Source organism: Aneurinibacillus aneurinilyticus ATCC 12856 (genome assembly GCF_000466385.1).
GTDB lineage: Bacteria > Bacillota > Bacilli > Aneurinibacillales > Aneurinibacillaceae > Aneurinibacillus > Aneurinibacillus aneurinilyticus.
In genome coordinates this window covers 28,020-52,585 of the sequence record NZ_KE952693.1, presented here as the reverse complement: position 1 = coordinate 52,585, position 24,566 = coordinate 28,020, and the positions used below count along the sequence as shown (strand labels likewise).

The window sequence follows — 24,566 nt, the reverse complement described above, 5'->3', positions numbered from 1 at the left end:
CTCCTCCTACATGATGGATTTTGAGATAACTACACGTTGAATCTGGTTCGTGCCTTCGTATATCTGGGTGATTTTCGCATCACGCATCATGCGCTCCACAGGGAACTCCTGGATATATCCATAACCACCCAGTATTTGTACCGCATCCGTCGTTACTTTCATCGCGACGTCTGAAGCAAACACTTTAGCCATAGAAGCCAATCGCATCATGGCTGGGTCCTTGCCCGTATTGCCCAAATTATCGAGTGCACTGGCAGCCCGATATACAAGTCCACGTGCCGCCTCGATTTGCGTTGCCATATCTGCCAGCATGAACTGGATACCTTGGAATGAACCGATAGGTCGACCAAATTGCTCACGCTCTTGCACATACTCCAGGCAAACATCAAGCGCTCCCTGGGCAATGCCAAGCGCTTGCGCCCCGATTCCTGGCCGTGTTTTATCCAGCGTCTTCATCGCGACAAGAAAACCCTGGCCTTCTTCAGCAATTACGTTCTCTTCCGGAACGCGGCAATCTTCAAAGAAAAGTTCTGCGGTCGGCGATCCTTTAATCCCCATCTTTTTTTCAATTTTGCCAACAGAAAGCCCCGGTGTTCCCTTCTCGATTAGAAAAGCGGTGATGCCCTTGTCCGTTTTGGCGAAAACGGTGTACACATCTGCGATATTACCATTGGTAATGAAGCATTTCTGCCCATTTAGACGGTAATATGCACCGTCCTTTTCCGCCCGGGTTTTCATGCTTTTCACATCAGAACCAGCGCTCGGCTCGGTCAGGCCAAAGCAAGCCAGTTTCCTACCTGTAGCGAGATCAGGCATAAAGCGCTGCTTCTGCTCCTCATTGCCGCTAAGAAGCACTGGCAGCGAACCAAGTTCCTGTACAGTAATAATTTGAGACGAAGATGCACATACCCGTGCTACCTCTTCGACAATCAGGCAATATGTCAGCAAATCCAGACCCGCTCCACCATATTCTTCCGGAAGATTAGCCCCGATATAGCCATATTCACTTAGCAAGTCCTTAATATCAAAAGGGTACTCGCCCTTCTCATCGATTTCCGCTGCACGGGGTTTGATTCTCTCTTGCGCAAGCTTATAAATACCCTGTTGAATCTCTCTCTGCTCTTCTGTTAATGCAAAACTCATCTTATTTTGCACCTTTCGTATAATCGTAGAATCCTTTACCCGTCTTGCGGCCCAAATGTCCAGCGCGTACGAGCTTACGTAACAGCGGAGCACTACGATACTTGGAATCCTGTGTTTCTTCATACAAAGAATCCTGTACATACAAGAGTGTGTCAAGGCCTATCAAATCAGCCAGTGCCAGTGGTCCGATCGGATGATTTGCACCGAGCTTCATTCCTTTGTCAATGTCCTCCGCGCTTGCCGTACCTTCCATCAATACGAAAATTGCTTCATTTATCATCGGCACAAGAATGCGGTTCACCGCAAACAATGGCGCCTCTTTCACATCGATCGTCTCTTTGCCCATTGCTTCTACGAGCGTTTTCGCTTCCTGGTATGTTTCTTCAGCCGTGCTCTGGCCACGAATCAATTCCACTAGTTTCATTACCGGTACCGGATTGAAGAAGTGAACACCAATAATTTTCTCCGGGCGCTTCGTTACACTGGCAATTTCCGTTACACTCAAGCCTGATGTATTCGTTGCGATGATGATATCTTCACCAGCAATTTCATCAAGTTTCTTAAACAATTCTTTTTTCAGATCCATGTTTTCACTGACTGCTTCGATGATGAAATCTACATCCTTTAAACGTTCCCATTCAACCGTCGTTGTAAGTGCACCTTCTAATTCCTGTTTCTTCTCCTCCGTCAAACGGCCTTTCTCAATGCTGCGGTTCCAGTTCTTCTGAATGCCAGACAATCCGCGATCAAAAAACTCCTGCTTTTGCTCTACCGCTACAACCGTATATCCTGCTTCTACAGCCGCCTGCGCAATTCCTGAACCCATCGTGCCAAATCCGATTACACCAATTTTTTTTGCCATCTCATATCTCCCTCTACTTTCTCACTTATTTATTTTGGAAGTGGGGCTCTCTGCGCTCAAAAAAGGCAGCTACCCCTTCATTCTTATCCTCTGTCAGGCAAATTTCGCCGAAAGCTTCCGCTTCCAGATCCAATCCTTCTTCAAGCGACAGCGCAAGCCCTTGATCGATAACCCGTTTTGCTGCCTTCACTGCAATAGGGCCTCGCTTCATCATTGTTTGCGCCCATTTTCTTGCTTCTGCCAGGGCATTCTCATCTACGAGTTGTTCTACCAGTCCGATACGATATGCTTCTTCCGCGGAGACGAATTCACCGGAGAAAATAAGCTGCTTCGCTTTGCCTGGGCCTACCAGGCGGGCAAGGCGCTGTGTGCCACCGTATCCAGGAATAATGCCCAGCTTTACTTCCGGGAGCCCAAGCTGTGATTTGCGACTGGCAACACGGAAGTCGCATGCCAGTGCCAGCTCCAGCCCTCCACCCAACGCAAACCCGTCAATCGCGGCGATAACGGGCTGCTTCAATTCAGCGATGCGTTGGAAGATTCCCTGTCCCCGTTTGCAAAGTTCAATACCCGCTTCCCGTTTAAGTTCAGGAAACTCCTTAATATCTGCACCGGCAACAAAAGCCTTCTCTCCTGCCCCTGTAATGATGACAACATCACAATCCTCACCGATGCTATGTAGAATCTCATCCATTTGTGCAAAGAACTCTTTGTTTAACGCATTGACTGGTGGAGCATCAACCGTAATTGTGCCTAACCTGTTCTCCAGTTTCCATGTTACCTTCATCGCTTCGCACCTCCGTATTGCATATTCGATTATTTCCTTCTCTATAAATTATTGTAGCAACAATAATGCCAATTCGGATAATTCTTTTTGTTATATCTCCGAAAAACGATGAGATATATAGGGATTTTTCTTTTATCGGTTTCTTTTTATATCTTAAGGAGACAAAAAAACGTTTCTTTAGGATATATTTTTGTTTCTTTAAGATATAACCATTTCTTAAGGATACACATTTTATCTTTAAATCAGAAATTTACCAAATGCCCACTCTACAAGAATCTAGTGAAATAAAAGCCCTAGAAAAAACACTTTATTTGATATTATACTTTTTCAATTTTTGATAGAAAGCTTTACGACTAATGCCAAGCTTTTGAATAGCTTCCGTACGCGTTCGACTTGTTTTCAATACTTCCTCCAGCATTTCTCTCTCCGTTCTCTCAATAATGCCAGGAAGATTCATCTTATTTGTCCTATTCTGCATTGTACCATCTGCGATGCTTTCTTCCCGTTCGGCCCCTTCGCGCACAAAGGAAGGAATATCCTCCGGAACAAAATATGATTTTGAACAGATCGCAATCATTCTCTCAAGTACATTATTCAACTCCCGCACATTACCGGGCCAATCATACCGTTCGAATATCTCGTATACTTCCTGCGTCACAGTTACCTGCTTTTTATAGGTAATACGAAGCTTTCCCAGTATGTTGTTAATTAGAATGGGCAAATCCTGCTTTCGTTCACGTACAGGAGGAATATGGATAGGCACAATATTCAATCGGTAATACAAATCTTCCCGAAACTTCCCCTCCCGAATCAATTCCTGTAGATTTTTATTCGTAGCAGCAATAATGCGCACATCGAGAGGATGAGTAGCCGTTCCCCCTACTTTCATGAATGCTTTCTCCTGTAGCACACGAAGAATTTTCGCTTGCAGGAAGAGGGAAAGCTCTCCGATTTCATCCAAAAACAAAGTGCCGCCATCAGCCAGCTCAAAGAGCCCCTTCTTGCCGCCTTTTCGCGAACCGGTAAACGCTCCTTCCTCAAAACCGAATAGCTCACTTTCGAATAACGATTCTGGCAAGGATGCCATATTAATAGCAACAAACGGTGCCTCTCCTCGCGGGCTGGCCTCGTGTATGGCGCGGGCAAATACTTCTTTTCCGACCCCTGTCTCCCCGTACAATAGCAACGTCGCTTCTGAATCACTTACCTTTTTGGCAACGTTTACCGCCTGCCGCATGCCGGGCGCATGGCTTTCCAAGAGAGAAAAGATTTTTTCATGCAGTTGCTCCTCTAACTTGGTTGAATATGTTTTATACTTGTTTAGCTCTTCCTGTAGTCCATAAAACTCGCTAATATCCTTCATAATAGCAACTGCTCCGATCAGCTCTCCCTTTTCGAGCAGCGGTGTAATATTGGCAAAAATATGGACATTGAGGGAGTGCAAGTAGCTATAATCGTTGATTAGCGGCTGGCCCGTTTTTATAACCTCAAGAATACGGGCTTCAGGCTCAACCTGGCTCAGTTTTCGATTAATGATTTTATGGGTGGGTACACCAAACTGTACGGAGTATGCCGTATTGACATAAACGATAGTACTGTCTTTACTAATGACCAATACCGCATCATGCAGTGATTCCAATATAGATAGCAGATGCTTCTCTAGCTTCACCTTGTTCATCCCTCCCCTTCTCATCTATTGCAAAGAGAGTGCTTCCGCGCCCTACTTACCTAGCTGCTGCAACCGCCACCACAACTACTTCCGCAACTACTTCCTCCGCTATCGTTACAATCGTTATTTGAGCTGCAACTGTTACCTCCACCGGACGTATACGCTGAGCAGCCGGAGCTTGCAGCGCCGGAAGCCGCGGCTTTACTCTGTATTTCCATGCCCAGCATAAATTGTATTTCTCTTTCGAAATCCGTTGTGCTCAACAGCGAATACAGAATGACTACCACCGCTACTTTCTCCAGATTACCATAATGGGTTTTGCTCTTCGCTTTCCTGGCAAAGTCTGATGAATTAGAAGCAGCTTCCTTCAGCATTTCATGCAAACGATCAGCCAAATGACGGGTTGCTTCCGCTACGACTGGATGGTTACGAAATAGCATGGCATGAATATCAGCCTCCCCTCTCTCGCTTAACCTGCGAGCTGTCTCCCGGCTCAGCGGCGAGCGGAAGAAGTTCCCCCATATATCCCAGCTAGCAGACTGCACTTCAAATAACAAACTGTACATTACATCGAAAAGCGCGCGTTCCTCAGAATCTGGTTTACGTTCGATATTCGGCTCATGGTGAATCATCTCACCTGCTACAGATACACAAAGCTTTTCATATTCACGTGTAAACATCAGCATTTCATGCCAGATTTCATCCACATCCTCGCTGTACATCGGCACGGATTTATACAACGACGCCATCAAAAAATACCGTTTCCACTCAAATAAAATCCAACTGTACATTTTTTCCGTCCAATCCGGGTGCTTGGCCATCACTCTCGTCTTAACCAACCGGCCAAATTCGCCATCCATCACGCCATCCAACCGCCCCGCCATTTCATACAACGGAGCATGGGGAAGCAAGCCCAATTGTTTCGGAATCGGCTTTTTAAAACTTTCTGGAACGCTGCGACGCGGAACTTTTATTGTTTCTGATTTTCTTGTTGCCCTTTTGGAATTGCGACTTCGCTTAAGTAATATAAAAAATGCTACTAACAAACATATAATAATTGCCAGGCTCCATTCCATTAGGTTCGCCTCCTCATGTACATAATGTAGTACCTTTATATTTAACTATACGCAAAAATACAAACAAAGTAACAAATGTGTAAAATTCAGAATTAAAGTTCCATTAATTTCTTGAAAGTTGCGCTAGATCATCTTTTATGTTCCCCCTATAATAATATAGTGCAAATGATTGAATAAGGCGGGGAATAGAATGAATCGGTTAAAATCAATATTTACGCTTTTTATGACCATGTCACTAATTGCGTCGGTATATGTTCTTATTTGCCTGGGAATTTCCCGAATTTAAACCCCATACACAAGCCAAGGTGGTTCCATTTGATGGAACCACCTTTTTTAGGCAACCATGAGTTTTCCCTATACCTCTTGTCCAGATTCAGGGGATGCATGCGTAAGCTTTTCCATGATGCGGCGTTTACGATAAAGCATCATGCCTGTTTCAGCCACATTTTCGATTGTAGACTTGTTCAGGTAAGCCCCAAATACAATACCAGCTATAGGCACAATTTGAAATAACTTTTTCCAGCCGAAGTTATCCCGATATGCCAGCACGACCTCGCGCCAACCCTGCAACTGGGACAGCGTATGCGTATTTTTCTGTCCCTCCTCATACGCAGACAATTCATCAATAATCGCTTGCTTACCGACTACATCAGAGGAGGCGAACTGCATGCATTTAACAATAAACAGCCTCTCCTCCCGCTCTTTCGGATCATATCCGTATGCAATAGCAATCTCCTGCAATACCTTCAGTGACAGTCCGAGCAATGCCGGAATATCGACTGCGAGTGTGAAAATCCCCCCGATTCCGGTTGTTGCTCCCTGAAAAATTGCAATCTTTTTACGCGAGTTTTGCAGTTCTTCAGCTACTTTATCCATATCCTGCAGCGGGCGTTCCGCAACATCTCCTATCTGAAGCACTTCCCGCAACACGCTACCGTTCGAAGATTGCATCGGAAAGCGCGCCAATACTTCCCGCTCACTAATGAGATATCTTCCGCCTGTCTGAATATAGCTTCCTACTTCATCCAGCGCCTGACCGATTTTCTCATGTATGAAGGCTGGAGTAATACGATCGAGCAGCGTAAACGGAATACGGCCCAGCTTTTCCCAAAACCATAAATCTTTCTGTTCATTTTCCCACTTTTTCACCTTTTCCAGTTCTTCCTGCAAATAACCACATGTGTCCATACGCTCTACTCCTCTTCATTTATGTTTTTACAGCGAGAAGTTCCTTTCCTTACCACGAAACAGTTTTCGGAATAACGAAGCGCCAAACGCCTTAACCGAAAAGCCAGGACCTTGCTGTTTTACATACCGCTTCTTCACAAACTCAATTACCGGACGCGGAATTTTCTTGCGAGAAATAAAGCGGTAGAACAGCCGGTATCCTTCTTTCAGGTGCTCCCAACGTCTGTCATTTCCCTCCCTTACATATTCCGACACATCGATAAGCCGTATACCGGTATCCTGAAGAATAATATTTTTCAAGTGAATATCCCTCGGATTCAGTCCTCGTTGACGTGCGTATTGGATCGCCTTATCCACCTGTTTGACAGCGCTTCTCGGAATATATATCCCTTGAATAAGGCAATCATACAGATTCGTTCCCTGTTCATAGCTCAGTACAATAAAGTTGGTTCCTTTACCATAAAAATGAGGGAAGTATGGATTCTCACCCAACGTCCGGTAGGCTTTCTCTTCATTCTCCAATTTCTTTTCCCTTCCCGGAGCGTACACCTTGTACGCATAAAGCGGATATTCCATATGCACGAAAACTGCCGCATCCGTACCGATTCCTACACATGTTATCCCCTCCGGTACATATACGACATGTACCAATTCATTGTCGCCGACCGCTGTAATCTTCACCTGTTCCATGAGCGGAACAATCTGCTTCCAGGTCATCGTTCACAACCTTTCTTTCCACATTTTGTAATATAATTAACAAAAAAAGACCTTCACACACCTCCAGAAAAATCTGAAAGAATGTGAAGGTCTTGCTTACCCTACGTAAAAATATGGGCTCAGCATACCGAGCGGGAACATGCCGCTGTATTGACGATATGCTGACCGGCGCATGTCCGGTAGCTACTCCCCTTATATGCGAGGCATCCATGTCCTCATATTGTACCTATACTCATTATATTATACCTGTCGGAAAAATGAAAAGTGAAATTTGTTGCATTTGACTTAAGGCCGACTTCCTTCTCCGTCTTGGGACGTAGTGAAAATCAAACGACCGCCCGTTATGCGAAGATTCTAGCCAGGATATTATATAGACAAGAGCAGAACACGCAAAACAAAAAGAAAAAGGAGGCATGTACATGAGGAAGAAAGGCTCCTACCTCTTCGGAATGGGGATGGTGGGCATAGGTTCAGTTATGATGTTAGGCATTTTAAACCTCGGATTTCTCATCCCACTGTTTATCGCCGGGCTCTTCATCTATGTAGGCTGGAATATCATTAAGAGAGCACAAGGAGAGAGACCGACGCAACCGCCATCGAACCCATTTCATGATATGATGCCACACCATCCATTCGAAACCAAGACGACACATCATGCCGATGAAATTGATTTATGGGAAAAAGAAATGAATCAAGGAGGGACAAGCCGATGAGCCTGTTCAAACGCGTACGTGATATTACAACAGCGACAATGCACCAAGTACTTGATCATGTGGAAGATCCGGTAGCGATGCTTAATCAGTATATGAGAGATATGGAAAGTGAAATTTCAAAAGCAGAGCTTGCTATCGCCCGTCAAATTGCGGTCGAAAAGAAATGGAAGATGATGCTTGAGGAAACCGAAGCCCGTAGCGAAAAACGGGAACGCCAGGCACGTCTAGCAGTAGAATCCGGGGATGAATCAATTGCCCGGCGCGCATTGGAAGACAAGCTCATCTGCGATAGCAAAAAAGAAGAGTACCAGCAGCAATATGAGAGCGCACGTCAGCAAACCATTCTGTTACGTGAACAGCTGCAAGAGCTAAAAGATAAATTCTATGAAATGCGAAATAAAAAAGCAACCCTGCTGGCCCGTGCCAATGCAGCGCGTGCAAGCAAACAGATGAATTACGCTTTGTATTCTATCGATACGGAGAACGCCGCCAAAGGCTTTTCTCGCATCGAAGAACGGGTAATGATGATGGAAACAGAGGCGGAAGCAACCCGCTATATGCGTCCTACATATCGTTCCCTAGAAGAGCAAATGCGGAACGAGGAACGAAATGTAAAGGTAGAAGAAGCCCTACAGCAATTAAAGGCAGAGCGGCAATAGCTTTTACGCCTATACTAAATCTTCTGCCTCGCAATCTCTCAATTCCCCTCGCATGAAAAAACTGTCGCGAAGAAATCTCCGCGACAGTTTTTCTATCTGTCTGCCTATCGGCCGTTTACAGCATCTTTTAATGCTTTACCTGGTGAGAATGCAGGCACTTTCGTAGCTGCGATTTCAATTTCTTCTCCTGTTTGCGGATTACGTCCTTTACGAGCCGCACGCTCACGGCTTTCAAAGTTACCAAACCCGATAAGCTGAACTTTCTCACCTGACTTGAGCGCTTCCGAAATAGAACTCAGAATCGCATCAACAGCTTGAGATGCTTGCTTCTTTGTCATTTCCGCATTTTCGGCTACTTTTTCAACTAGTTCTGTTTTATTCATATGTATCCTCCTTTAAGCAGTGGAATCTCTTATTCTAATACCCATTCTTCCAAAATGCTAGCCATTTTAAACATTATTATAAAAGAGAAAGAACTTTTTTTCTTTATTTTTCGTTCTTTATGATGCTAAAGCCTTCCATCAAAAGCCAATAATAGATGCCATGCTTCAATGTAGAAAAGCATGCTATCCCTTCTGGATCAAAAGCAAAATGCACGAGCTGTACGCCAAGTGACGGAGAAATTCCCACCAAAATCACCGAGGCTCCAATTAGCCGAACCGCATTTGTTAAACGGTCTAACATATGAATATAATAGTCATTCCATTCTGTCAAGACCGCAACACCCAAAACCATAAATTTGGCCTGATACTGCTTTGCTATTTCAAGTGTCCTAATAATTAATTCTTCTGCCCTTCTATCATCATACTTGCCAATGAGCAGAATAACAATAATATTTTCCAAAACAGGAATAATAGGATTCAATGCCCCCGTTATTTTTTATCGATAATTATACTGGATACTAATAGGGAAGAAACGCCTCCAGCTTTCCTTCCCTGCTCCACAAGCTCATGCAATATATTATTTATCCGGGGCTGGAATAATAATGGTGCTTACGTTTCTCGCTCTGCGCCCTTCACCCGGCTTTTTATCCATTGCTTTTTTATATACAGCAACTAAATCCTGAAGAAATTCCTGAAATTCCTCATCGGTCAGATGCATATTTGCCTGCCGATACATCACTCCATCTTTTATCATGTCTAATTGATTTTGAGCAAGGTACCTGCCGTAATCGCCCATTAATACAGCAAGAAATGTGGTGAAATATTTCATATGATCATCGCGCGACGCGTTGGCCATATCCTCTGGAGTCAGGTTGGCCCCCTGCGCTTCCAATGCATATACTTTCTCTATCGCACCTCGAATCTGACGCTGTTCGACAATGGTGAGAATCCCGCCTTTTAATAATTTATTAAGATGGCGGTAAAGGGTAGCCTGCGGAATGTCAGGCAGCCTTTCAGCAATCTTCTGTACCGTCTGGGAGCCATGGGAAGCCATTGTCTGAATGATTCTCATACGCACCGGGTGCAGCAGCAAATCAGCTTTAGATTCTTTCATAACCATTCATTCTCCATTTATTATCATTTTCGATAACAATCGTATTTATATTTTTTGTTTTTGTCAATGACATTTTACTGAATCCGCTTCAATGGAATGTCGGGACAGGCCCTTTTTTCATACACTATCAGGGAACAAAGGAACCTTGAAGAAGAGAGGGAGAAAGTCATGGCAAAGGCGAACAAAAAACCGGGGAACAAAAAACCAACCAACAGGGGCAAATATCAAATATCACCCGATGAACGCAATCGTTTCAATATGAAAGTAGTGACCGTTGATAAATGTATCGTATGCAAACAACAATGTGAACGCGGTCTGGCCTATATTAAGAAAATGGCCGAACCCGGAGCAGTCGGATTCGGCGTACCTTGTATTCTAACCAAAGGAAAAGCGTACAAATAGGGAAAACAACGGTACAAAAATGAAGGCCCCCATATTTTTGTACCGGATTCTCCCCGAAGAAGTGGCCTATTCACTCACCTTTTCTGTGACAAGACAGGCAATCAGCGATTCAAGTGTCGGGGATGCTGCCTGTTCTGCTAAATAACCGGCTGCCTGGATAGCTTCGGCTGTCCTGTCGCCCATACAAACAAGCGAGGCTGTAGAAAGTATATCATGAGGCTCTATTTCTGCGCGTTCTAAGTACCGAATCAGTATATCTACAGAAGCTGCACTTGGAAAGACTATCGTATCGATTGATGCTCCACGAAGCAGTCGCACCATATTAGCATTGTATTCCCGACATTCTTTCTTATCGTATAACGCCAGCAAGTCACAGGCGCCCCATTCCCTCTCATATTGCTTCCGGTTCTCCAGGATACTGGATTCTCCGATGATCAACCACTTATTCGAAGCGGAGAAGGGTTCCACAGTTTTCGAAGCAAAGCCCATTTCCTGCAGCTTTCGTCCCGTCCGCCGAGAGAGTGTATAAAATGTAGCCTTAAGCTCCCGAATATCCCTGCCGTTTCGCCGATATACCGCAAAAAAGAAAGCGGCGCTCTCCGGGGAAGTAAACAAAATTCTTTCGTATTCGACGCTTCGGACCATCATTTCTGCTGTTGATTCATCACTTCGTTCACATACAGAAAAGTACGGATATTCAATAACATCTGCCCCTCTATCAGAAAGCGCATCTGCCAGATTCCCCTGCTCTCCTCCGGTACGTGCTACTAGAATACGGCGGCCGAATAGTGGCTTATTCTCGAACCAACGGATTTGATCCCGTAAGGCGACAATATCGCCCACAAGCGTAATAGCAGGGTTCTCCAGGCCTATTTCCTCAACCTTGTGTACAATCGTCTCAAGCGTTCCCTGCACGGTCTGTTGTCCACCCATCGTTCCCCATCGCACTAATGCAACCGGAGTTTGCGGATGACGGCCATGCTGAATAAGGCTATCACATATATACCGTAAGTTCTTGACGCCCATATAAAACGCAAGCGTGTCAATCCCGCCGAGCGACATCCAATCTACAGAAGGCTTTCCATCCGATGTTTTGGCATGTCCGGTCACTACGGCAAAGCTTGTGCCGTACTCTCTGTGTGTTACTGGTATACCGGCATACGCCGGGGCAGCAATGCCCGCTGTAATGCCTGGAACAATCTCATATTCAATCCCGTGGCTGACCAATTCCGCTGCTTCTTCTCCTACACGACCGAATACGGAAGGATCGCCGCCTTTCAGACGTACCACTTGCCTTCCTTCCCGCGCCTTGCGTACAAGAAGTTCATTGATGGCCTCCTGACGCAGCGTATGATGCTTAGGAAATTTGCCGCAGAAAATGAATTCTGCATCCGGCTTGGCAAACCGCAGCAGACGGGGATTGGCGAGACGATCATAGACAATTGTATCAGCCCTGCGGAGACACTCCAGACCACGTACTGTAATTAATTTTTCATCACCTGGTCCTGCTCCGACCAGATATACTTTACCTGTGCTCATTGGCCTCCTCCTTTACTTGCGGATGATGCCGTACGCTTCTCCTGATAGGCAAGACAGGCATCTATCCAATGTTCCACAACTAAAGGGGCAGAAGCGAAATGAAGATGTGTATAACCCGCTACTACATTCTCACATAGCACACCTTCCTGCTTCTTGCCAAATCGACTCTGTACCTCATAAGCGTGCGGTAGCTCTTCATCCGGCTCAAACGTCGAATAATGAAATTCATGACCGCGTGCCGTCTCGCCTTCATGTAGCAGAAAGTTCCCTTCCATCCCATACGCCTCTCGATATCCAAGCGCCGCCCGTTTCGTCTGCATACGTGTGCGTCCAGATATGATGCCGACCATCGGGTAACGCTGGCCATCAGTCGTAATAATTTCATCCGTCAGGAACATAAAGCCCCCGCATTCTGCGAACGTAGGCACTCCATTCTCAATTGCCCTGCGCACCGAGGCGCGGCTTTCCTCTGCCTCTGCCAGCTCCGCTGCGAATTCTTCCGGGAATCCTCCGCCAATATATAGCCCGTCTATCCCGTCAGGCACGGATTCTCCAGCCAGCGGACTAAAGAATACACATTCTGCGCCTGCTTCCGCAAGCATTTCGAGATTCTCCGGGTAGTAGAAATTAAATGCCGCATCCTTTGCTACTGCGATACGTACGGTTGGCTTACGTTTTTTCGCCGCAGGAAATAAGTGAGACGCACTCTCATCCAATCGGAGCGGTGGAGCTTCAGCTAAGGCAAGCAATCGGTCTATGTCAATGCGCTGCGCCACCATCTCACCTAATTGCTCGAATAACGGCTCCAGTTCTCCTCGCTCTACAGCTGGCAGAAGGCCTAGGTGACGCTCTGGAATTCGAATCTCCTGTGTACGTACAAGCGTACCTAACAATGGAATGCCGCACTCCTTCTCTACCGCCTGCCGAATCAGCTCACCATGCCCTTCGCTTCCCGCATGGTTGGCAATCACACCCACAATAGGCACGTTCGGATTCAATACCTGAAATCCCTTTACGACCGCCGCCGCACTGCGCGCCATACTATGCACGTTTACAACAAGCACAACCGGTGTTTGTGTTAGCAAACTGATTTCAGCCGTACTTCCGTTATCTTCTACCGGGCTTTTTCCATCATATAGACCCATAACACCCTCTATTATAGAAATATCCGCATCGGCACTTGCGCGGGACAGCACGCCACGTACAACATCCTCCGTAAGCATCCAGCTATCCAAATTGCGCGAGGGACGGCCGGTAATGGCTGTGTGATATGCTGGGTCAATATAATCTGGTCCGCACTTAAATCCTTGTACGACCAAGCCTTTTTTTCTGAATGCCGCCATAAGGCCGATAGTAACCGTCGTTTTTCCCGCACCGCTTCCCGTTCCGGCAACGATGATTCGTTTGCTGCCCATATCCACTCCTCCTTCACACGCTATGCGAGTACGCCAACTGAAATGGTCACGTTGCCTGACTTGCGCTTCGTTAGGGCAAGCTTCTTAAGCCCGCTATAACGTTTGCAGGCCGGTTCACTTACGCCGTATGCACCTGTGAACTTAAATACCGTGTCCGACGGCTCTTCTATGTTCATCTCGTTCAATTCTTGCGGTGTATAACAAACGAATTCCCATCCGTACTTTCTGCATACTGCAAGCAAGCCTTCTTCGTCCTTCTTTATATCAATCGTCCCAACTGCTTTTACGCTCTGAAAAGAAAATCCAAGTCCATCAAGCGTCTCCCGAATGACATTCTCAATTTCTTCCGCGGATGTTCCTCGATTGCATCCAATACCAAGTGCAATGACTTTAGGCCGATAAAGGACGCCATTGTCCAAAATCGGCATTTCCTCTGCTCGCAACTGCCGGTGTGTCACCACGAGTGCCGCATTCGGAGACGCAGTCATTGCCGCTTCAATAGAATCGTAAATCCTTAACGTTGAAGGCATCGGCGTGTCATGCATCCACCAATCTTTTTCGCCTGATTCCTGTACAATTGCCACGTGCTCTTCGTTGACCACGGAGGCGCTGACCGGTGTCAGCTTCTTTTCGGACATCGGGTCCCAAGTCCAGCCGAATCTGCGGCCGAATAAGTCTACCGGGATCGTCTTCTGTACATCAGATGCAGTCGTAATGATCGGTTGTGCACCCAGCAAAGCAGCTACTTCTCTCGTCAATTCATTGGCTCCGCCCAAGTGCCCTGATAGTACGCTGATAGCATGATGTCCCCTGTCATCAACGACGACGACGCCCGGATCGGTCTTCTTATCTTTCAATACGGGAGCAATCATACGTACGACTGCGCCAAGGGAAATAAATAGGATGAGACCGTCATACGCAGGAAACAATGCGGGAAACAATAGCCGTACCGAACCGGTAAACAGTTGAATTCCCAGCTCCTCTTCATCGCCACGGGCGAATTTGTTCATATAATATACATCCGCGTCGGGAAATTTCTTCATAAGCGAACGCACCATCTCCACACCGTGTTTTGTAATCGCAACAATCGCATACCGTCCCGTCTGACGAATGTCTGGGACGATACCCTCCGTCAGTTCGATTACAGTCGTCTCTGTGCGGTTCATGATGTAATACCTCTCCGGAAGCGATGGGTAAATTCCTTATCATATAGCTTGGAGCGGAATTCGTCCCGATTCGTAATGTCCGGGTCCAATGCCCAGCCAGCAAGAATCATCGCATGTGAACGAATATTGTGTGCACGCATATCTTCTCCCAATGTCTCCAACGTAGAACGCACAATCTTCTGATCCGGCCAGCTAGCTCGATATACGACCGCTACCGGTGTATCCGGCCTCCATCCCGCCGATAAGAATTCGTCCACTACTTTCTTAACAAGTGTAGCACTCAAAAACAAAGCGACAGTACAATGGTGCGAAGCAAGATCATGCAGCTTTTCCCGCTCCGGTACCGGCGTCCTTCCTTCCGCACGCGTAAGAATCAGCGTCTGTGTCAAGTCCGGCACAGTTAGTTCTGCACCAACTGCTGCTGCCGCTGCAAAAACGGAACTAACGCCCGGCACAATCTCATATTCGACTCCGTTCTTCTTCAAAAGAACCATCTGCTCCAGAATGGCCCCATATACCGCCGGATCACCCGTATGAACACGGACGACACGCTTGCCCTGTTTCACCCGGTCAACCATGATATCGACCATTTCTTCAAGGTTCATGCCAGCTGTTTTCAATACTTCTGCCCCCGGCTTTGCCTTGGCAACCAATTCTTCATTTACAAGAGAATCGGTCCATAATACGACTTCCGCCTCCTGAAGAAGCTTGAGCCCTTTTACTGTAATTAAGTCCGGGTCGCCCGGTCCGGCTCCGATAATGTATACCTTCATTATTTTCTCACCACCATGAGTGTTAAGTATTCAAGATCCAGCCCTTTTAAATCTGCAACATTCGGCCAAACGACCTCCTCACCCGACGTAACCTTGGTCACAACGGACGCCTTGTTGAGCAAATCAAGCTCAGCAAGCACATCGATCATCAAATCAATCACTTTAGCAACCTTCAAAAATACAACACAATCGTGATTTAATAATGCCTGTCGCATCTGCTCCCGATCGTCTGTTGCTGGAATGACGGCGACATGCTCGTCCCCGTCTGCCAATGGCAGGCCCAGACGTGAAGCAACACCGTTTACAGAAGAGATACCCGGGATGGATACGATTTGAATGTCAGGATGCTTTTCCTGCATGAGACGCATCATATGAATGAACGTACTATACAGCATCGGATCACCTTCAGTAATGAACGCAACATCCCGTCCCTGTGCCAGCCGTTCGTACACCTCACTCACAGTCTGGTTCCACTCCCGCTCCAGAATCGCTTTATCCTTTGTCATCGGAAATACGAGCCCTAGCATCTCCTTATCCCGTTGATCGATATACTGCTCGGCAATCGCATACGCGTAGCTTTTGCTTCCCTTTCGTTTACGCGGATAGGCAATAACCGGAGATTCTTTCATAATCCGGTAGGCTTTCACAGTTACAAGTTCCGGGTCGCCCGGTCCCACCCCTACGCCATACAAGGTCCCTGTTGTCATCTAGCTCTCCTCCTTATGCTTCGCTGTAATGATATAGATAGGGTTCAATCCTTCGAACCGGTTCATATGTAAGATAGGTTTGCTGCGCGAAATTTGAGCCAGCGTTACGGACGTATCAAAGCCTTCTGCTGCAAACGCCTGCATGGCTTCATACAGCGTCTCAATCGTTGCCGCATTCAGCACGATGCGTCCGCCCGGCTTCAGCCGTGTACAACAAATATGCAGTAAATCCTTCATCTCCCCGCCGCTGCCGCCAATAAATACGGCGTTAGGGTCTGCAAATTCTTCTAGCCCAGCAGGTGCACGTCCATGCACAACAGTGAAATCGGTGCGGAATTTCTTCATGTTCTCCTGGCAGTTGGCAAGATCGCCCTCGTTCTTCTCAATAGCATACACTTCGCCTTCCCGGCAAATGCGGGCAGCTTCAATCGCCATCGATCCGGTACATGTACCAATGTCCCATACAATGCTGTCAGGTTTTAATTCAAGCGCCGCCAAGCTCAATACGCGAACTTCCCGTTTCGTAATCAGGCCTTTATCCGGCTTGCGCTGGGAAAATTCACCATCCGCAATGCCCAGCGGCCAGACAGGCCCTACCTGCTGCTGTTTCAGTATGACCAAATTTAAAGACGAACACTCCGTATCCGCCATCTCCTCAAGCGTCATCCAACGAGTTCTTTCTTCGGTTCCGCCGAGATTCTCCGCTACAAACGCTTCATATTCGGTCATGCCGAAAGAGAGAAGATAGCGGGCAATTGCCGCCGGATCGTTCTCTGCGTCCGTCAACAGACATACTTTTGAGCGTCCGTCAATTTTTTGTGCCAATCCTTTCATGCTGCGTCCATGAACGCTCAGGAATGCAGCATCCTGCCAGCTCTCTCCCATTTTGGCAAACGCCTGTTGAATAGAGCTGATACCAGGATAGATTTCAACGGGCAGCTTTTTGGCAAGATACGAACCAATCCCGTAAAATAAAGGATCTCCTGACGCCAGTACGACTGTTTTTTTGCCGGATTCGGCAATTTTGGTCACAAGGGCTCCAAGTCCGCCTTTGATCTGCAATGTTTCTCCTTGATATTCAGGGAAAAAGCCAAGATGCCGCTCGCCGCCGACGAGCAATTCGCTCTCTTCCACCCACTGCTGATAGAGGGGGAGCAGGCTTTCCGCTCCGTTATCTCCGATGCCGATTACTTTGACAGCATTCTGCAATCCACTCTCTCCCTTCCCAGAATCTCGCTTTTCATTGTAATAATTGTTGTATCTATTTCTGCATCGCCGCCCATTTCTTTCAGACCTGACTCGCATACGTGACGGCACAGTACCGTAAAAAACGCGCCATACCCATGCTCATGCATCAAATCACCGACCTGGGAAGCCGTATTCGCCTCCCGAACCTGTGCGATAATGTCTTCAGGTACGCCTGCTTCTTCTGCGACTGTAGCCAGAAAACCAAAATCTACAGGAGCGCTTTTGGAGTGCACCATCATGACGCCTTGCGCCACTTTGGAAAACTTGCCCATCATGCCGACGAGGCCGACACGTTTAATTCCGTATTTCTTGCACATTTTCAATGTGAATCCGACGAAGTCGCCCATCTCGATAAATGCTTCTTCCGGGTAGCCTTCATACAATTTCATGGCGAATTTTTCACTACGTCCTCCTGTCGTGGCAATAAGGTGGTCGCATCCGCTTTCTACTGCTACGCTAATTGCCTGAGCGATACTCGCTTTAAACGCCGCAGTCGAAAAAGGGACAACCGTGCCACGCGTGCCAAGTATAGAAATACCGCCGATAATACCCAGCCGGGCATTCAGCGTCTTCTTGGCGATCTCCTCGCCGTCGGGAACGGAAATGACGACATGGACACCTTGCCGTACTCCATATTGATTCATCACTTCCTGTACTGTCTCCATAATCATGCGACGCGGCACGGGGTTAATCGCCGCTTCGCCAACGGGTACAGGCAGACCAGGCTTCGTAACGCGCCCGACGCCTGTACCGCCATCCAACGTAATGCCGGGCTCTTCCTTCCAGCATACTGTCGAGATGATGCGTGCCTTGTGGGTCGCATCCGGGTCATCCCCTGCATCTTTAATGACTTGCGCCTCAGCGCTTGTCTCGCTGTAGGCCACACTATCCATATGAAAGGTGACCCTATCCCCGATTGGAAGGAGGATTTCCGCAGCCACTACCGATTCTTGACGGATAAGCGAAAGCAAGGCGGCCTTTGTAGCCGCCGTTGCATTCGATCCTGTTGTATAACCATGACGCATCGGTTTTTCTTCGCCCACCATGCCGATTACCCCCGATTCTCGGCCATAATCGACAACGCATTCACCGCCGCTACTACGACCGTGCTTCCTCCTTTACGTCCTACATTCGTAATGAAAGGAATGTCAAGCTTCGCAAGCTCTTCTTTCGATTCAGCCGCCGATACAAATCCGACAGGCATACCGATGATAAGTCCAGGTTTAGCTATTCCTTCTTTTACCAAACGAATTAATTCAAGCAACGCTGTGGGCGCATTCCCGATTGCAAAAATACCACCATCTGCTTCCCGAATCGCTTTGCGGGTCGCCACGATAGCACGGGTCGTATTCAAGCGTTTCGCTTCTTCCATTACATCCGGGTCAGAGATGTAAACATGAACGCTGCCTCCGAATTTCTCAAGGCGCGGCTTGCTAATGCCGACCTGTACCATCTGTACATCCGCCACAAGCTTCCGTCCTTCACGGATAGCTTGAATACCTGCCTCGATCGCGTTTGGATGAAAAAGCATACTGCGACCAAGCTCAAAGTCAGCAGATGCGTGAATGACCCGTTGAACAACAGGGTATTGATCCTCAGTAAATGGATGTTCCCCTATCTCTTCCGTAATTATTTCAAAGCTTTTTCCTTCAATTTCCTGTGGCTGTACAGTTAACGGCTTAAATTCAGTGTGGAATTCCATCGGTTTGTTCCTCCTCCAGTTTTTCTTTTAACGCTTGTATTACTTGATCAAATTCGGAAAACACAGTACCATATTCGATTTTAGGACGCGCGATCATAACCGTTGGAATACCAAGCTCCAACGCAGCTTCCAGCTTTTCATCCACCGATCCGACTTTTCCGCTTTCCTTCGTAATCATCAGCGTGACGCCGTATTGCTTGTACAATGCGGCATTCAACTCTTTTGAGAAAGGTCCCTGAATGGCAACAATGTTTTTTTGCTCAACGCCCAACTGCTCGCATTTTTCCATGTTATCTTTACGGGGCAGCATACGCGCAATCAATCGTATATCAGGAAGGTTGATTAACTTCTCGGTAAAAACCTGCAATGTCTTACTGCCGGTCGTCAGCATGACCACGCCTTTGTGCTCTGCTGCCACCGCGGCCGCTTCCGCATAATCGTCTACCATCGTAATAAGCGGATGCGGCTTTTCTTCCATCGATGCACGTTCATAACGAATATACGGAACTTCGGCCAATCTCGCGCCCGAAAGTGCATTGCGGGAAGCTTCTTCTGCAAATGGATGACTTGCATCGATAACCGCTTGAAAATGCTGCTCCTTGATGAGTTTGCGGATCTCTTCTGCATCCATTCGCCCGACGCGTACAGGCAGTCCCGCTTCCTCCATGCTTTTTGCCGCACTCTCGGTAACGACGGTCGTCAGCAGCGGATAGCCCTCCTGCTGCACCAGCATTGCCAGTTCTCTCGCATCACTCGTGCCTGCAAGAATTAGAATCATGTTTACACCCTTTCCTTTTCTTCATGATGGTGGTGATCATGATGTGTATGATCATACTCGTGATGGTGCGAATGTCCGTGATGGTGATGGTGATCATGGTGATGATCGTGATCATGATGCAAATCCATATGTTCGACCGCGAACAGTCTGTATTGACACGTATCACAGTTCATCTTCACTTCATCCTGCAGCGCTTCCTCCACACGATCAAGGAAAATCGTTCTTAATCCAGGATGAAAACCGATATAATCTGTCATCATGAATTCACGCTCAGGGTACTCGGTACGGAATTGCTCTAGCTTGTCATCCATCCGTTTCATTAAGATTCCAGTAAATAGCAAATACGGGATGAGCACAACCTTTTTGGCCCCTAGTGACAGGCAACGTGCAATCCCTTCCTCTACAGAAGGCTGGGTTACCCCGATGAAACAGGTCTCTACCCATTTCACATGAAGACGCTCCCACAGCATTCTGGAAAGCTTGCATACATCACTGTTAGCATCCGGATCGCTGCTGCCGCGTCCGACCACCAGGATGGCTGTATCTTCTGCTTCTTCTTCTATATCCAATCCCGCTTCTGTCAAACGGAAGCTAAGGATACGAAACATTTCATCATGGATTCCTATCGGACGCCCATAAATAAACTGGACATGCGGGTATCTTGTCCGCGCTTCATCAATTGCCGCAGGGATGTGTATTTTCGAATGTCCGGCTGCGAACAGCATCATCGGAATGACAGCAACCTGCGTGGCTCCTCGCTCTACACATGCCGTAAGCCCTTGAATCATATCCGGTGCTTCGAATTCTAGGAAGCACGTCTCAATAATAGGAACTGTCATCATTTCCTTTATTCCATCCACAAACCGCACGATTTCTTCGTTTCCTTGCGGGTCCCGGCTTCCATGCCCCACAAACAGCACTGCTTGCATGCGATACAACGCCTCCTTTTATGTATTCGTATATTTCTAATCTCCGCAGACTGCATCGACTAGAACTTGAACCGGTGCATCCCGGTGTTCAAATCCTTCAATCTCTTTTATACGCTTGAAAAATTTATGGAAGCGCTCGTTCGGATGTCCTTCTTCCTTATACTTTTGAACAATTCGCTCCAGCAGGCCGACAATCTCTGCTGGTTCAATTCCTTCCGCTACCGGCTGACCTACATGGGCGTTGCGGCCGATCGACTTCGCTCCAAGGAATAAATCAAATTTGCCTTTCCTGAATACGATCCCGATATCTTCCGTTACAGCACCGTAACATGCCATACCACAGCCATTAAAGCCGATTTTCATCTCTTTCGGCACATTCAATCCACCTAACAGTTCTTGTATACGCTCTGCATACGGAATCGAATCCGTTTTCTCCCCATCACAAAAATCACAAGCTTTGATCGTAACGACGTCTCCGATTGGTTGCACCAGCAGGCCTGCCTCTGTGAGCTTTTGCGTGATCTGTTCAGGGTTTGTCGTCGGTACGCTGACAAGTATCTGATGATGCGGCGTATACTCCATGGAACCTTCCTCACCAACAATCTCTGCCAGTACGAGCATTTGCTGCGCACTCAGCTTCTTGTTAGCAACCCCTGGCGAGACGGCAAATTCAAAAATCGCTTCTTGTACAAATCCCGCATCAGCCAGCGGAGACGGATCTGGTGAAGTACCATGCAAGCGGCTTAACGCTTCTTCCGCCAAATCCCATGATGATACCGAAGACGGCTTTTGTTCCGGCACAACGCTATGCAGCGCCCACGGCTCATTTTCTTCCCGCAAACGCTGATGAGGAGCCAGCTTTTGTTTTTCCGCATTCAGCGTATATTTGCGTTGGTAACCACGCGGGGTAATCATTTTGCCATCATACAGCCGGGTCGAATTATTACCGATAATGACGGTTGTCAGCATCCCGATTTCATGATCCAGCATATGAGCAAGATCTGTAATAATCACCGTTTGGCGATCACGATATGCGCTTTTTACCAATCCGACCGGTGTGTCTGGTGAGCGGTACTTCAATAGAATCCGCTGTGTTTCTTCAATTTGTCGCGTTCGGCGACCGCTCTTCGGATTGTACAGCGCAATAACAAAATCAGCCTGGCCCGCTGCCTCTACCCGCTTGGCAATCAACTCCCACGGGGTCAAATGGTCACTCAGGCTAATCGTACAGGAATCATGCATAATCGGTGCTCCCAGCAAAGATGCACATGAATTAATCGCTGAAATGCCGGGAATAACTTCTACGCCAATGCCTTCCTTCTCCGTCCATCCTTGTTCCATCAGCACTTCATATACAAGTCCGGCCATGCCGTATACGCCTGCATCACCGCTGGAGATCACGCCGACCGTCTTGCCTTTTTTCGCCTGACGGACCGCTTCCTGTGCCCGTCCGACCTCCTCTGTCATCCCTGCCTGAATAACCGTCTGCTCTTCCCGTAAAAGACCGCGTATCAAATCAACATAAGTGGTATATCCAAGGATAACCTCGCACTCCTCAATTGCCTCGCGGGCCCGTTGCGTAATATGGTCGAAGCTTCCTGGTCCGAATCCAATAATTAACACTTTTCCGATTTTTTCATTCATGAGATTCACCTCATTTTTCGTTTGTTCTCTATCACATAGCGCTCCAGCCGACTTTTCAATTCCAGCGCTGTACGGGGCCGCTCCGTTACATCAGGCAACAAGGAAGGTCCTAACGCGTCCCATACATCGAACAACAACGGTACACCTAGGCGCATCTCTGCCAGCATTTCACGCTTCGCAAATACTTCATCCGGTGTGCCTTCCAGCACTAATCGTCCCTCGTGCATCACAAACACCCAGTCCGACCACTCATAAGCCAGGTCAATATCATGTGTCGCCATCAGCATCGTTGTACCTTCTTCCTGATGAATCGCTTCCAATTCTTCTAACAATCGGTGCGTATGCAGACGATCAAGATACGCGGTCGGTTCATCCAGCAACAGCAACTCCGGCCTTAATACCATCACACCTGCAAGTGCTACCCGTTTTTTCTGACCCAGGCTTAAATGGTGCACGGGCCTCTCCCGCAAATCATCGAGACCAAACCGCGCCAATGTACTCTGTACCTTACGTACCGCCTCTGCTTCCAGCATTCCGGCATTGCACAAACCGTATGATACGTCTTCCTCTACCGTACTTGCAATCAATTGCTGCTCCGGGTCCTGAAATACTAATCCGACACGCCGTCGCAATTCAGCCAGGGATGCACGATTGTACGTATACGGCTCCCCATTCCAATTAAGCGTTCCGCTATGTGGACGGTAAATCCCATTCATATGCAGGAACAACGTCGACTTACCACATCCATTATGGCCAAGCAGTGCACAGCGCTTTCCCTTCGGAATCCGCATGGTAATTCCGTCTAATGCCGATTTGGTGCTTCCGGGATACGTATACGATACCTCCTCCATCTCTACCAACCACACGAATCTATCACCTTCCTGTCCACCATTCAAAAGTCACCAGCAACACAGATCCGACAATGGCTTCTGTTGCATACCGTTTCGATATAGATACCGGTACCTGCGAGATGACACGCAACTCTCCTTCAAAGCCTCGTGCCGCAAGCCCGATGGACAGTTGCTGGTAGCGCTGCAGCGTGCGGGTAAAGAGCCGGGTTACCAGCCTACCGGCGTCCCGCATTTTCCCTGTAAAGCCTCGACCGCCACCCCGTGCCTGCTGGGCTGTCCAGAGCTGCCCTACCGTCTCCAAAAATACGAATACAAACCGGTACATCACAAGCAACAAATCCGTCAAAATCTCTGGAATGCCGATTCGCCGCAAAACAGCCAGCATCTCGGTAAACGGTACGGTCAGCAGAATAAAGTATAAGCAAGATACCGAAGAAAGCGAACGAAGCAGCAGGATACCTGCTGCCTTTACGCCATTCATACTCACATATAAATACCAAGTGCCTGCAACAAAATGAAAGATTGCAGGCTCTGCAGGCGGATGATGAGAGATCTCCAGCATAATCGGGGGAAGACTAAGCGCCAAAAATACACCTATCGCCCCGATTAAACTCATATACGTACGAACCGGAACATTCGCATAGCCAACAATCCAGATGCTCATCCATACGAATACAGCAACATGTGCAGGCGTGTGCGCCAGCAGCACAAATGCAAGCATCCCCAGGCCAAACAATAGCTTCTGTCCCGGGGAAATGTGACGAAGGCGGTTCGTGTACGCAATCGTGTCAAGCTGAATGCTCATCCGAACGTTCCCGTTTCGTGGACCGCGCCTTATAGTAGCCGATAGCGTAGCCAATAACTCCGGCACCAAGCGCCGCCTGAAGCGCAAACAGCAGGCTCTCCGTCTCGCCGCCCGGCGGCTCCATCAGCGGCTGAAACCATGGCTCATAACCCGGCGCCACCTCCGTAATCGCTTCTTCCGCTGCTCCATCCGCACCGCCAAATTCCGAGTCCTTCACGATAATCAGCGGAAATACGACAAGCGCAACCACTGCCAGCACAATCAAAACATTCAGCCAACCCTTTGGTTTATTCATC

General features: G+C 47.6%; 27 protein-coding genes. 3 read left to right on the top strand and 24 right to left on the bottom strand.

All coding sequences use genetic code 11. The features are described 5' to 3' along the window. Positions 1-6 precede the first annotated feature (6 nt). The 7 genes from HMPREF0083_RS03635 to HMPREF0083_RS03605 all read right to left on the bottom strand — a co-directional run bounded on the left by HMPREF0083_RS03635 (position 7) and on the right by HMPREF0083_RS03605 (position 7,442). On the bottom strand, positions 7-1,143 hold the full coding sequence (locus tag HMPREF0083_RS03635; RefSeq protein ID WP_040301369.1) for an acyl-CoA dehydrogenase family protein: 1,137 nt from the start codon (positions 1,141-1,143) through the stop codon (positions 7-9). A gap of 1 nt (position 1,144) precedes the next feature. Then, positions 1,145-2,005, bottom strand: a complete 861-nt coding sequence (locus HMPREF0083_RS03630; RefSeq protein ID WP_021619679.1) for a 3-hydroxybutyryl-CoA dehydrogenase — start codon at positions 2,003-2,005, stop codon at positions 1,145-1,147. A gap of 25 nt (positions 2,006-2,030) precedes the next feature. Beyond that, on the bottom strand, positions 2,031-2,792 hold the full coding sequence (locus HMPREF0083_RS03625; RefSeq protein WP_021619678.1) for an enoyl-CoA hydratase/isomerase family protein: 762 nt from the start codon (positions 2,790-2,792) through the stop codon (positions 2,031-2,033). 307 nt (positions 2,793-3,099) lie between these two features. Then, on the bottom strand, positions 3,100-4,470 hold the full coding sequence (locus HMPREF0083_RS03620; RefSeq protein ID WP_245191309.1) for a sigma-54 interaction domain-containing protein: 1,371 nt from the start codon (positions 4,468-4,470) through the stop codon (positions 3,100-3,102). Between the two features lie 50 nt (positions 4,471-4,520). Beyond that, the gene (locus tag HMPREF0083_RS03615; protein WP_021619676.1) at positions 4,521-5,537 is read right to left on the bottom strand and encodes a glycine-rich domain-containing protein; all 1,017 of its coding nucleotides are present in this window, start codon (positions 5,535-5,537) and stop codon (positions 4,521-4,523) included. A gap of 354 nt (positions 5,538-5,891) precedes the next feature. Then, positions 5,892-6,725 (bottom strand): EcsC family protein, encoded by an 834-nt coding sequence (locus HMPREF0083_RS03610; protein ID WP_021619675.1) that lies wholly within the window; start codon positions 6,723-6,725, stop codon positions 5,892-5,894. A gap of 27 nt (positions 6,726-6,752) precedes the next feature. Next, the gene (locus tag HMPREF0083_RS03605; RefSeq protein WP_021619674.1) at positions 6,753-7,442 is read right to left on the bottom strand and encodes a serine/threonine-protein kinase; all 690 of its coding nucleotides are present in this window, start codon (positions 7,440-7,442) and stop codon (positions 6,753-6,755) included. A gap of 419 nt (positions 7,443-7,861) precedes the next feature. Between HMPREF0083_RS03605 and HMPREF0083_RS03600 the strand changes: the two genes are divergently transcribed. Then, positions 7,862-8,155 carry a hypothetical protein gene (locus tag HMPREF0083_RS03600; protein WP_040301368.1) on the top strand — a complete coding sequence of 98 codons (294 nt, stop codon included), beginning with the start codon at positions 7,862-7,864 and terminating at the stop codon, positions 8,153-8,155. Beyond that, positions 8,152-8,814: a PspA/IM30 family protein gene (locus tag HMPREF0083_RS03595; protein ID WP_021619671.1), complete on the top strand. Its 663-nt coding sequence runs from the start codon at positions 8,152-8,154 to the stop codon at positions 8,812-8,814. Before HMPREF0083_RS03600 ends, HMPREF0083_RS03595 begins: the two co-directional genes overlap by 4 nt. 104 nt (positions 8,815-8,918) lie before the next feature. On the opposite strand, the gene HMPREF0083_RS03590 is transcribed toward HMPREF0083_RS03595, so the two are convergent. The 3 genes from HMPREF0083_RS03590 to HMPREF0083_RS03580 form a co-directional block, all read right to left on the bottom strand. Continuing rightward, complete coding sequence (locus HMPREF0083_RS03590; protein WP_021619670.1) at positions 8,919-9,197, bottom strand: HU family DNA-binding protein; 279 nt, start codon at positions 9,195-9,197, stop codon at positions 8,919-8,921. Between the two features lie 103 nt (positions 9,198-9,300). Beyond that, complete coding sequence (locus tag HMPREF0083_RS03585; protein WP_021619668.1) at positions 9,301-9,678, bottom strand: STAS domain-containing protein; 378 nt, start codon at positions 9,676-9,678, stop codon at positions 9,301-9,303. A 96-nt stretch (positions 9,679-9,774) separates the two neighbouring features. Then, positions 9,775-10,311, bottom strand: coding sequence for a helix-turn-helix domain-containing protein (locus HMPREF0083_RS03580; RefSeq protein ID WP_040301367.1), 537 nt, complete (start codon positions 10,309-10,311; stop codon positions 9,775-9,777). 168 nt (positions 10,312-10,479) lie between these two features. Between HMPREF0083_RS03580 and HMPREF0083_RS03575 the strand changes: the two genes are divergently transcribed. After that, positions 10,480-10,713, top strand: a complete 234-nt coding sequence (locus HMPREF0083_RS03575; protein WP_040301366.1) for a hypothetical protein — start codon at positions 10,480-10,482, stop codon at positions 10,711-10,713. A gap of 66 nt (positions 10,714-10,779) precedes the next feature. Here HMPREF0083_RS03575 and cobA read toward each other — a convergent pair whose 3' ends face one another. The 14 genes from cobA to HMPREF0083_RS03505 are packed head-to-tail and all read right to left on the bottom strand — an operon-like array spanning position 10,780 to position 24,565. After that, positions 10,780-12,252, bottom strand: a complete 1,473-nt coding sequence (gene cobA / locus HMPREF0083_RS03570) for a uroporphyrinogen-III C-methyltransferase (protein ID WP_021619665.1) — start codon at positions 12,250-12,252, stop codon at positions 10,780-10,782. Continuing rightward, positions 12,249-13,667 carry a cobyrinic acid a,c-diamide synthase CobB gene (locus HMPREF0083_RS03565; protein ID WP_021619664.1) on the bottom strand — a complete coding sequence of 473 codons (1,419 nt, stop codon included), beginning with the start codon at positions 13,665-13,667 and terminating at the stop codon, positions 12,249-12,251. Before HMPREF0083_RS03565 ends, cobA begins: the two co-directional genes overlap by 4 nt. Before the next feature lie 20 nt (positions 13,668-13,687). Further along, complete coding sequence (locus HMPREF0083_RS03560; RefSeq protein WP_021619663.1) at positions 13,688-14,833, bottom strand: cobalt-precorrin 5A hydrolase; 1,146 nt, start codon at positions 14,831-14,833, stop codon at positions 13,688-13,690. Continuing rightward, positions 14,830-15,606, bottom strand: coding sequence for a precorrin-4 C(11)-methyltransferase (gene cobM, locus HMPREF0083_RS03555; protein ID WP_021619662.1), 777 nt, complete (start codon positions 15,604-15,606; stop codon positions 14,830-14,832). The genes HMPREF0083_RS03560 and cobM overlap by 4 nt, the downstream gene beginning before the upstream one ends. Further along, entirely contained in the window at positions 15,606-16,313 is a 708-nt protein-coding gene (gene cobI, locus HMPREF0083_RS03550; RefSeq protein WP_021619661.1) for a precorrin-2 C(20)-methyltransferase, read from the bottom strand. The genes cobM and cobI overlap by 1 nt, the downstream gene beginning before the upstream one ends. Beyond that, positions 16,314-17,522, bottom strand: a complete 1,209-nt coding sequence (locus HMPREF0083_RS03545; RefSeq protein WP_021619660.1) for a bifunctional cobalt-precorrin-7 (C(5))-methyltransferase/cobalt-precorrin-6B (C(15))-methyltransferase — start codon at positions 17,520-17,522, stop codon at positions 16,314-16,316. It lies immediately after the preceding gene. Further along, complete coding sequence (locus HMPREF0083_RS03540; protein ID WP_021619659.1) at positions 17,501-18,607, bottom strand: cobalt-precorrin-5B (C(1))-methyltransferase; 1,107 nt, start codon at positions 18,605-18,607, stop codon at positions 17,501-17,503. The genes HMPREF0083_RS03545 and HMPREF0083_RS03540 overlap by 22 nt, the downstream gene beginning before the upstream one ends. A 5-nt stretch (positions 18,608-18,612) precedes the next feature. Next, the gene (locus HMPREF0083_RS03535; protein WP_021619658.1) at positions 18,613-19,263 is read right to left on the bottom strand and encodes a precorrin-8X methylmutase; all 651 of its coding nucleotides are present in this window, start codon (positions 19,261-19,263) and stop codon (positions 18,613-18,615) included. Continuing rightward, entirely contained in the window at positions 19,247-20,041 is a 795-nt protein-coding gene (gene cobK, locus HMPREF0083_RS03530; protein ID WP_021619657.1) for a precorrin-6A reductase, read from the bottom strand. The genes HMPREF0083_RS03535 and cobK overlap by 17 nt, the downstream gene beginning before the upstream one ends. A 2-nt stretch (positions 20,042-20,043) precedes the next feature. Beyond that, entirely contained in the window at positions 20,044-20,970 is a 927-nt protein-coding gene (locus HMPREF0083_RS03525; protein ID WP_021619656.1) for a sirohydrochlorin chelatase, read from the bottom strand. A gap of 36 nt (positions 20,971-21,006) precedes the next feature. Further along, positions 21,007-22,614, bottom strand: coding sequence for a precorrin-3B C(17)-methyltransferase (gene cobJ, locus HMPREF0083_RS03520; RefSeq protein WP_040301365.1), 1,608 nt, complete (start codon positions 22,612-22,614; stop codon positions 21,007-21,009). 5 nt (positions 22,615-22,619) lie between these two features. Beyond that, the gene (locus tag HMPREF0083_RS03515) at positions 22,620-23,465 is read right to left on the bottom strand and encodes an energy-coupling factor ABC transporter ATP-binding protein (RefSeq protein WP_040301378.1); all 846 of its coding nucleotides are present in this window, start codon (positions 23,463-23,465) and stop codon (positions 22,620-22,622) included. A 22-nt stretch (positions 23,466-23,487) separates the two neighbouring features. After that, positions 23,488-24,270 (bottom strand): cobalt ECF transporter T component CbiQ, encoded by a 783-nt coding sequence (gene cbiQ, locus HMPREF0083_RS03510; protein WP_021619653.1) that lies wholly within the window; start codon positions 24,268-24,270, stop codon positions 23,488-23,490. Continuing rightward, positions 24,254-24,565, bottom strand: coding sequence for an energy-coupling factor ABC transporter substrate-binding protein (locus HMPREF0083_RS03505; protein ID WP_021619652.1), 312 nt, complete (start codon positions 24,563-24,565; stop codon positions 24,254-24,256). Before HMPREF0083_RS03505 ends, cbiQ begins: the two co-directional genes overlap by 17 nt. Position 24,566 lies beyond the last annotated feature (1 nt).

Bases quoted from the DNA above. Each gene is read 5' to 3' on its own strand.
- HMPREF0083_RS03635 (WP_040301369.1), bottom strand. From the start codon at position 1,143: ATGAGTTTTGCATTAACAGAAGAGCAGAGAGAGATTCAACAGGGTATT.
- HMPREF0083_RS03630 (WP_021619679.1), bottom strand. From the start codon at position 2,005: ATGGCAAAAAAAATTGGTGTAATCGGATTTGGCACGATGGGTTCAGGA.
- HMPREF0083_RS03625 (WP_021619678.1), bottom strand. From the start codon at position 2,792: ATGAAGGTAACATGGAAACTGGAGAACAGGTTAGGCACAATTACGGTT.
- HMPREF0083_RS03620 (WP_245191309.1), bottom strand. From the start codon at position 4,470: ATGAACAAGGTGAAGCTAGAGAAGCATCTGCTATCTATATTGGAATCA.
- HMPREF0083_RS03615 (WP_021619676.1), bottom strand. From the start codon at position 5,537: ATGGAATGGAGCCTGGCAATTATTATATGTTTGTTAGTAGCATTTTTT.
- HMPREF0083_RS03610 (WP_021619675.1), bottom strand. From the start codon at position 6,725: ATGGACACATGTGGTTATTTGCAGGAAGAACTGGAAAAGGTGAAAAAG.
- HMPREF0083_RS03605 (WP_021619674.1), bottom strand. From the start codon at position 7,442: ATGACCTGGAAGCAGATTGTTCCGCTCATGGAACAGGTGAAGATTACA.
- HMPREF0083_RS03600 (WP_040301368.1), top strand. From the start codon at position 7,862: ATGAGGAAGAAAGGCTCCTACCTCTTCGGAATGGGGATGGTGGGCATA.
- HMPREF0083_RS03595 (WP_021619671.1), top strand. From the start codon at position 8,152: ATGAGCCTGTTCAAACGCGTACGTGATATTACAACAGCGACAATGCAC.
- HMPREF0083_RS03590 (WP_021619670.1), bottom strand. From the start codon at position 9,197: ATGAATAAAACAGAACTAGTTGAAAAAGTAGCCGAAAATGCGGAAATG.
- HMPREF0083_RS03580 (WP_040301367.1), bottom strand. From the start codon at position 10,311: ATGAAAGAATCTAAAGCTGATTTGCTGCTGCACCCGGTGCGTATGAGA.
- HMPREF0083_RS03575 (WP_040301366.1), top strand. From the start codon at position 10,480: ATGGCAAAGGCGAACAAAAAACCGGGGAACAAAAAACCAACCAACAGG.
- cobA (WP_021619665.1), bottom strand. From the start codon at position 12,252: ATGAGCACAGGTAAAGTATATCTGGTCGGAGCAGGACCAGGTGATGAA.
- HMPREF0083_RS03565 (WP_021619664.1), bottom strand. From the start codon at position 13,667: ATGGGCAGCAAACGAATCATCGTTGCCGGAACGGGAAGCGGTGCGGGA.
- HMPREF0083_RS03560 (WP_021619663.1), bottom strand. From the start codon at position 14,833: ATGAACCGCACAGAGACGACTGTAATCGAACTGACGGAGGGTATCGTC.
- cobM (WP_021619662.1), bottom strand. From the start codon at position 15,606: ATGAAGGTATACATTATCGGAGCCGGACCGGGCGACCCGGACTTAATT.
- cobI (WP_021619661.1), bottom strand. From the start codon at position 16,313: ATGACAACAGGGACCTTGTATGGCGTAGGGGTGGGACCGGGCGACCCG.
- HMPREF0083_RS03540 (WP_021619659.1), bottom strand. From the start codon at position 18,607: ATGGTGGGCGAAGAAAAACCGATGCGTCATGGTTATACAACAGGATCG.
- HMPREF0083_RS03535 (WP_021619658.1), bottom strand. From the start codon at position 19,263: ATGGAATTCCACACTGAATTTAAGCCGTTAACTGTACAGCCACAGGAA.
- cobK (WP_021619657.1), bottom strand. From the start codon at position 20,041: ATGATTCTAATTCTTGCAGGCACGAGTGATGCGAGAGAACTGGCAATG.
- HMPREF0083_RS03525 (WP_021619656.1), bottom strand. From the start codon at position 20,970: ATGCAAGCAGTGCTGTTTGTGGGGCATGGAAGCCGGGACCCGCAAGGA.
- cobJ (WP_040301365.1), bottom strand. From the start codon at position 22,614: ATGAATGAAAAAATCGGAAAAGTGTTAATTATTGGATTCGGACCAGGA.
- HMPREF0083_RS03515 (WP_040301378.1), bottom strand. From the start codon at position 23,465: ATGGAGGAGGTATCGTATACGTATCCCGGAAGCACCAAATCGGCATTA.
- cbiQ (WP_021619653.1), bottom strand. From the start codon at position 24,270: ATGAGCATTCAGCTTGACACGATTGCGTACACGAACCGCCTTCGTCAC.
- HMPREF0083_RS03505 (WP_021619652.1), bottom strand. From the start codon at position 24,565: ATGAATAAACCAAAGGGTTGGCTGAATGTTTTGATTGTGCTGGCAGTG.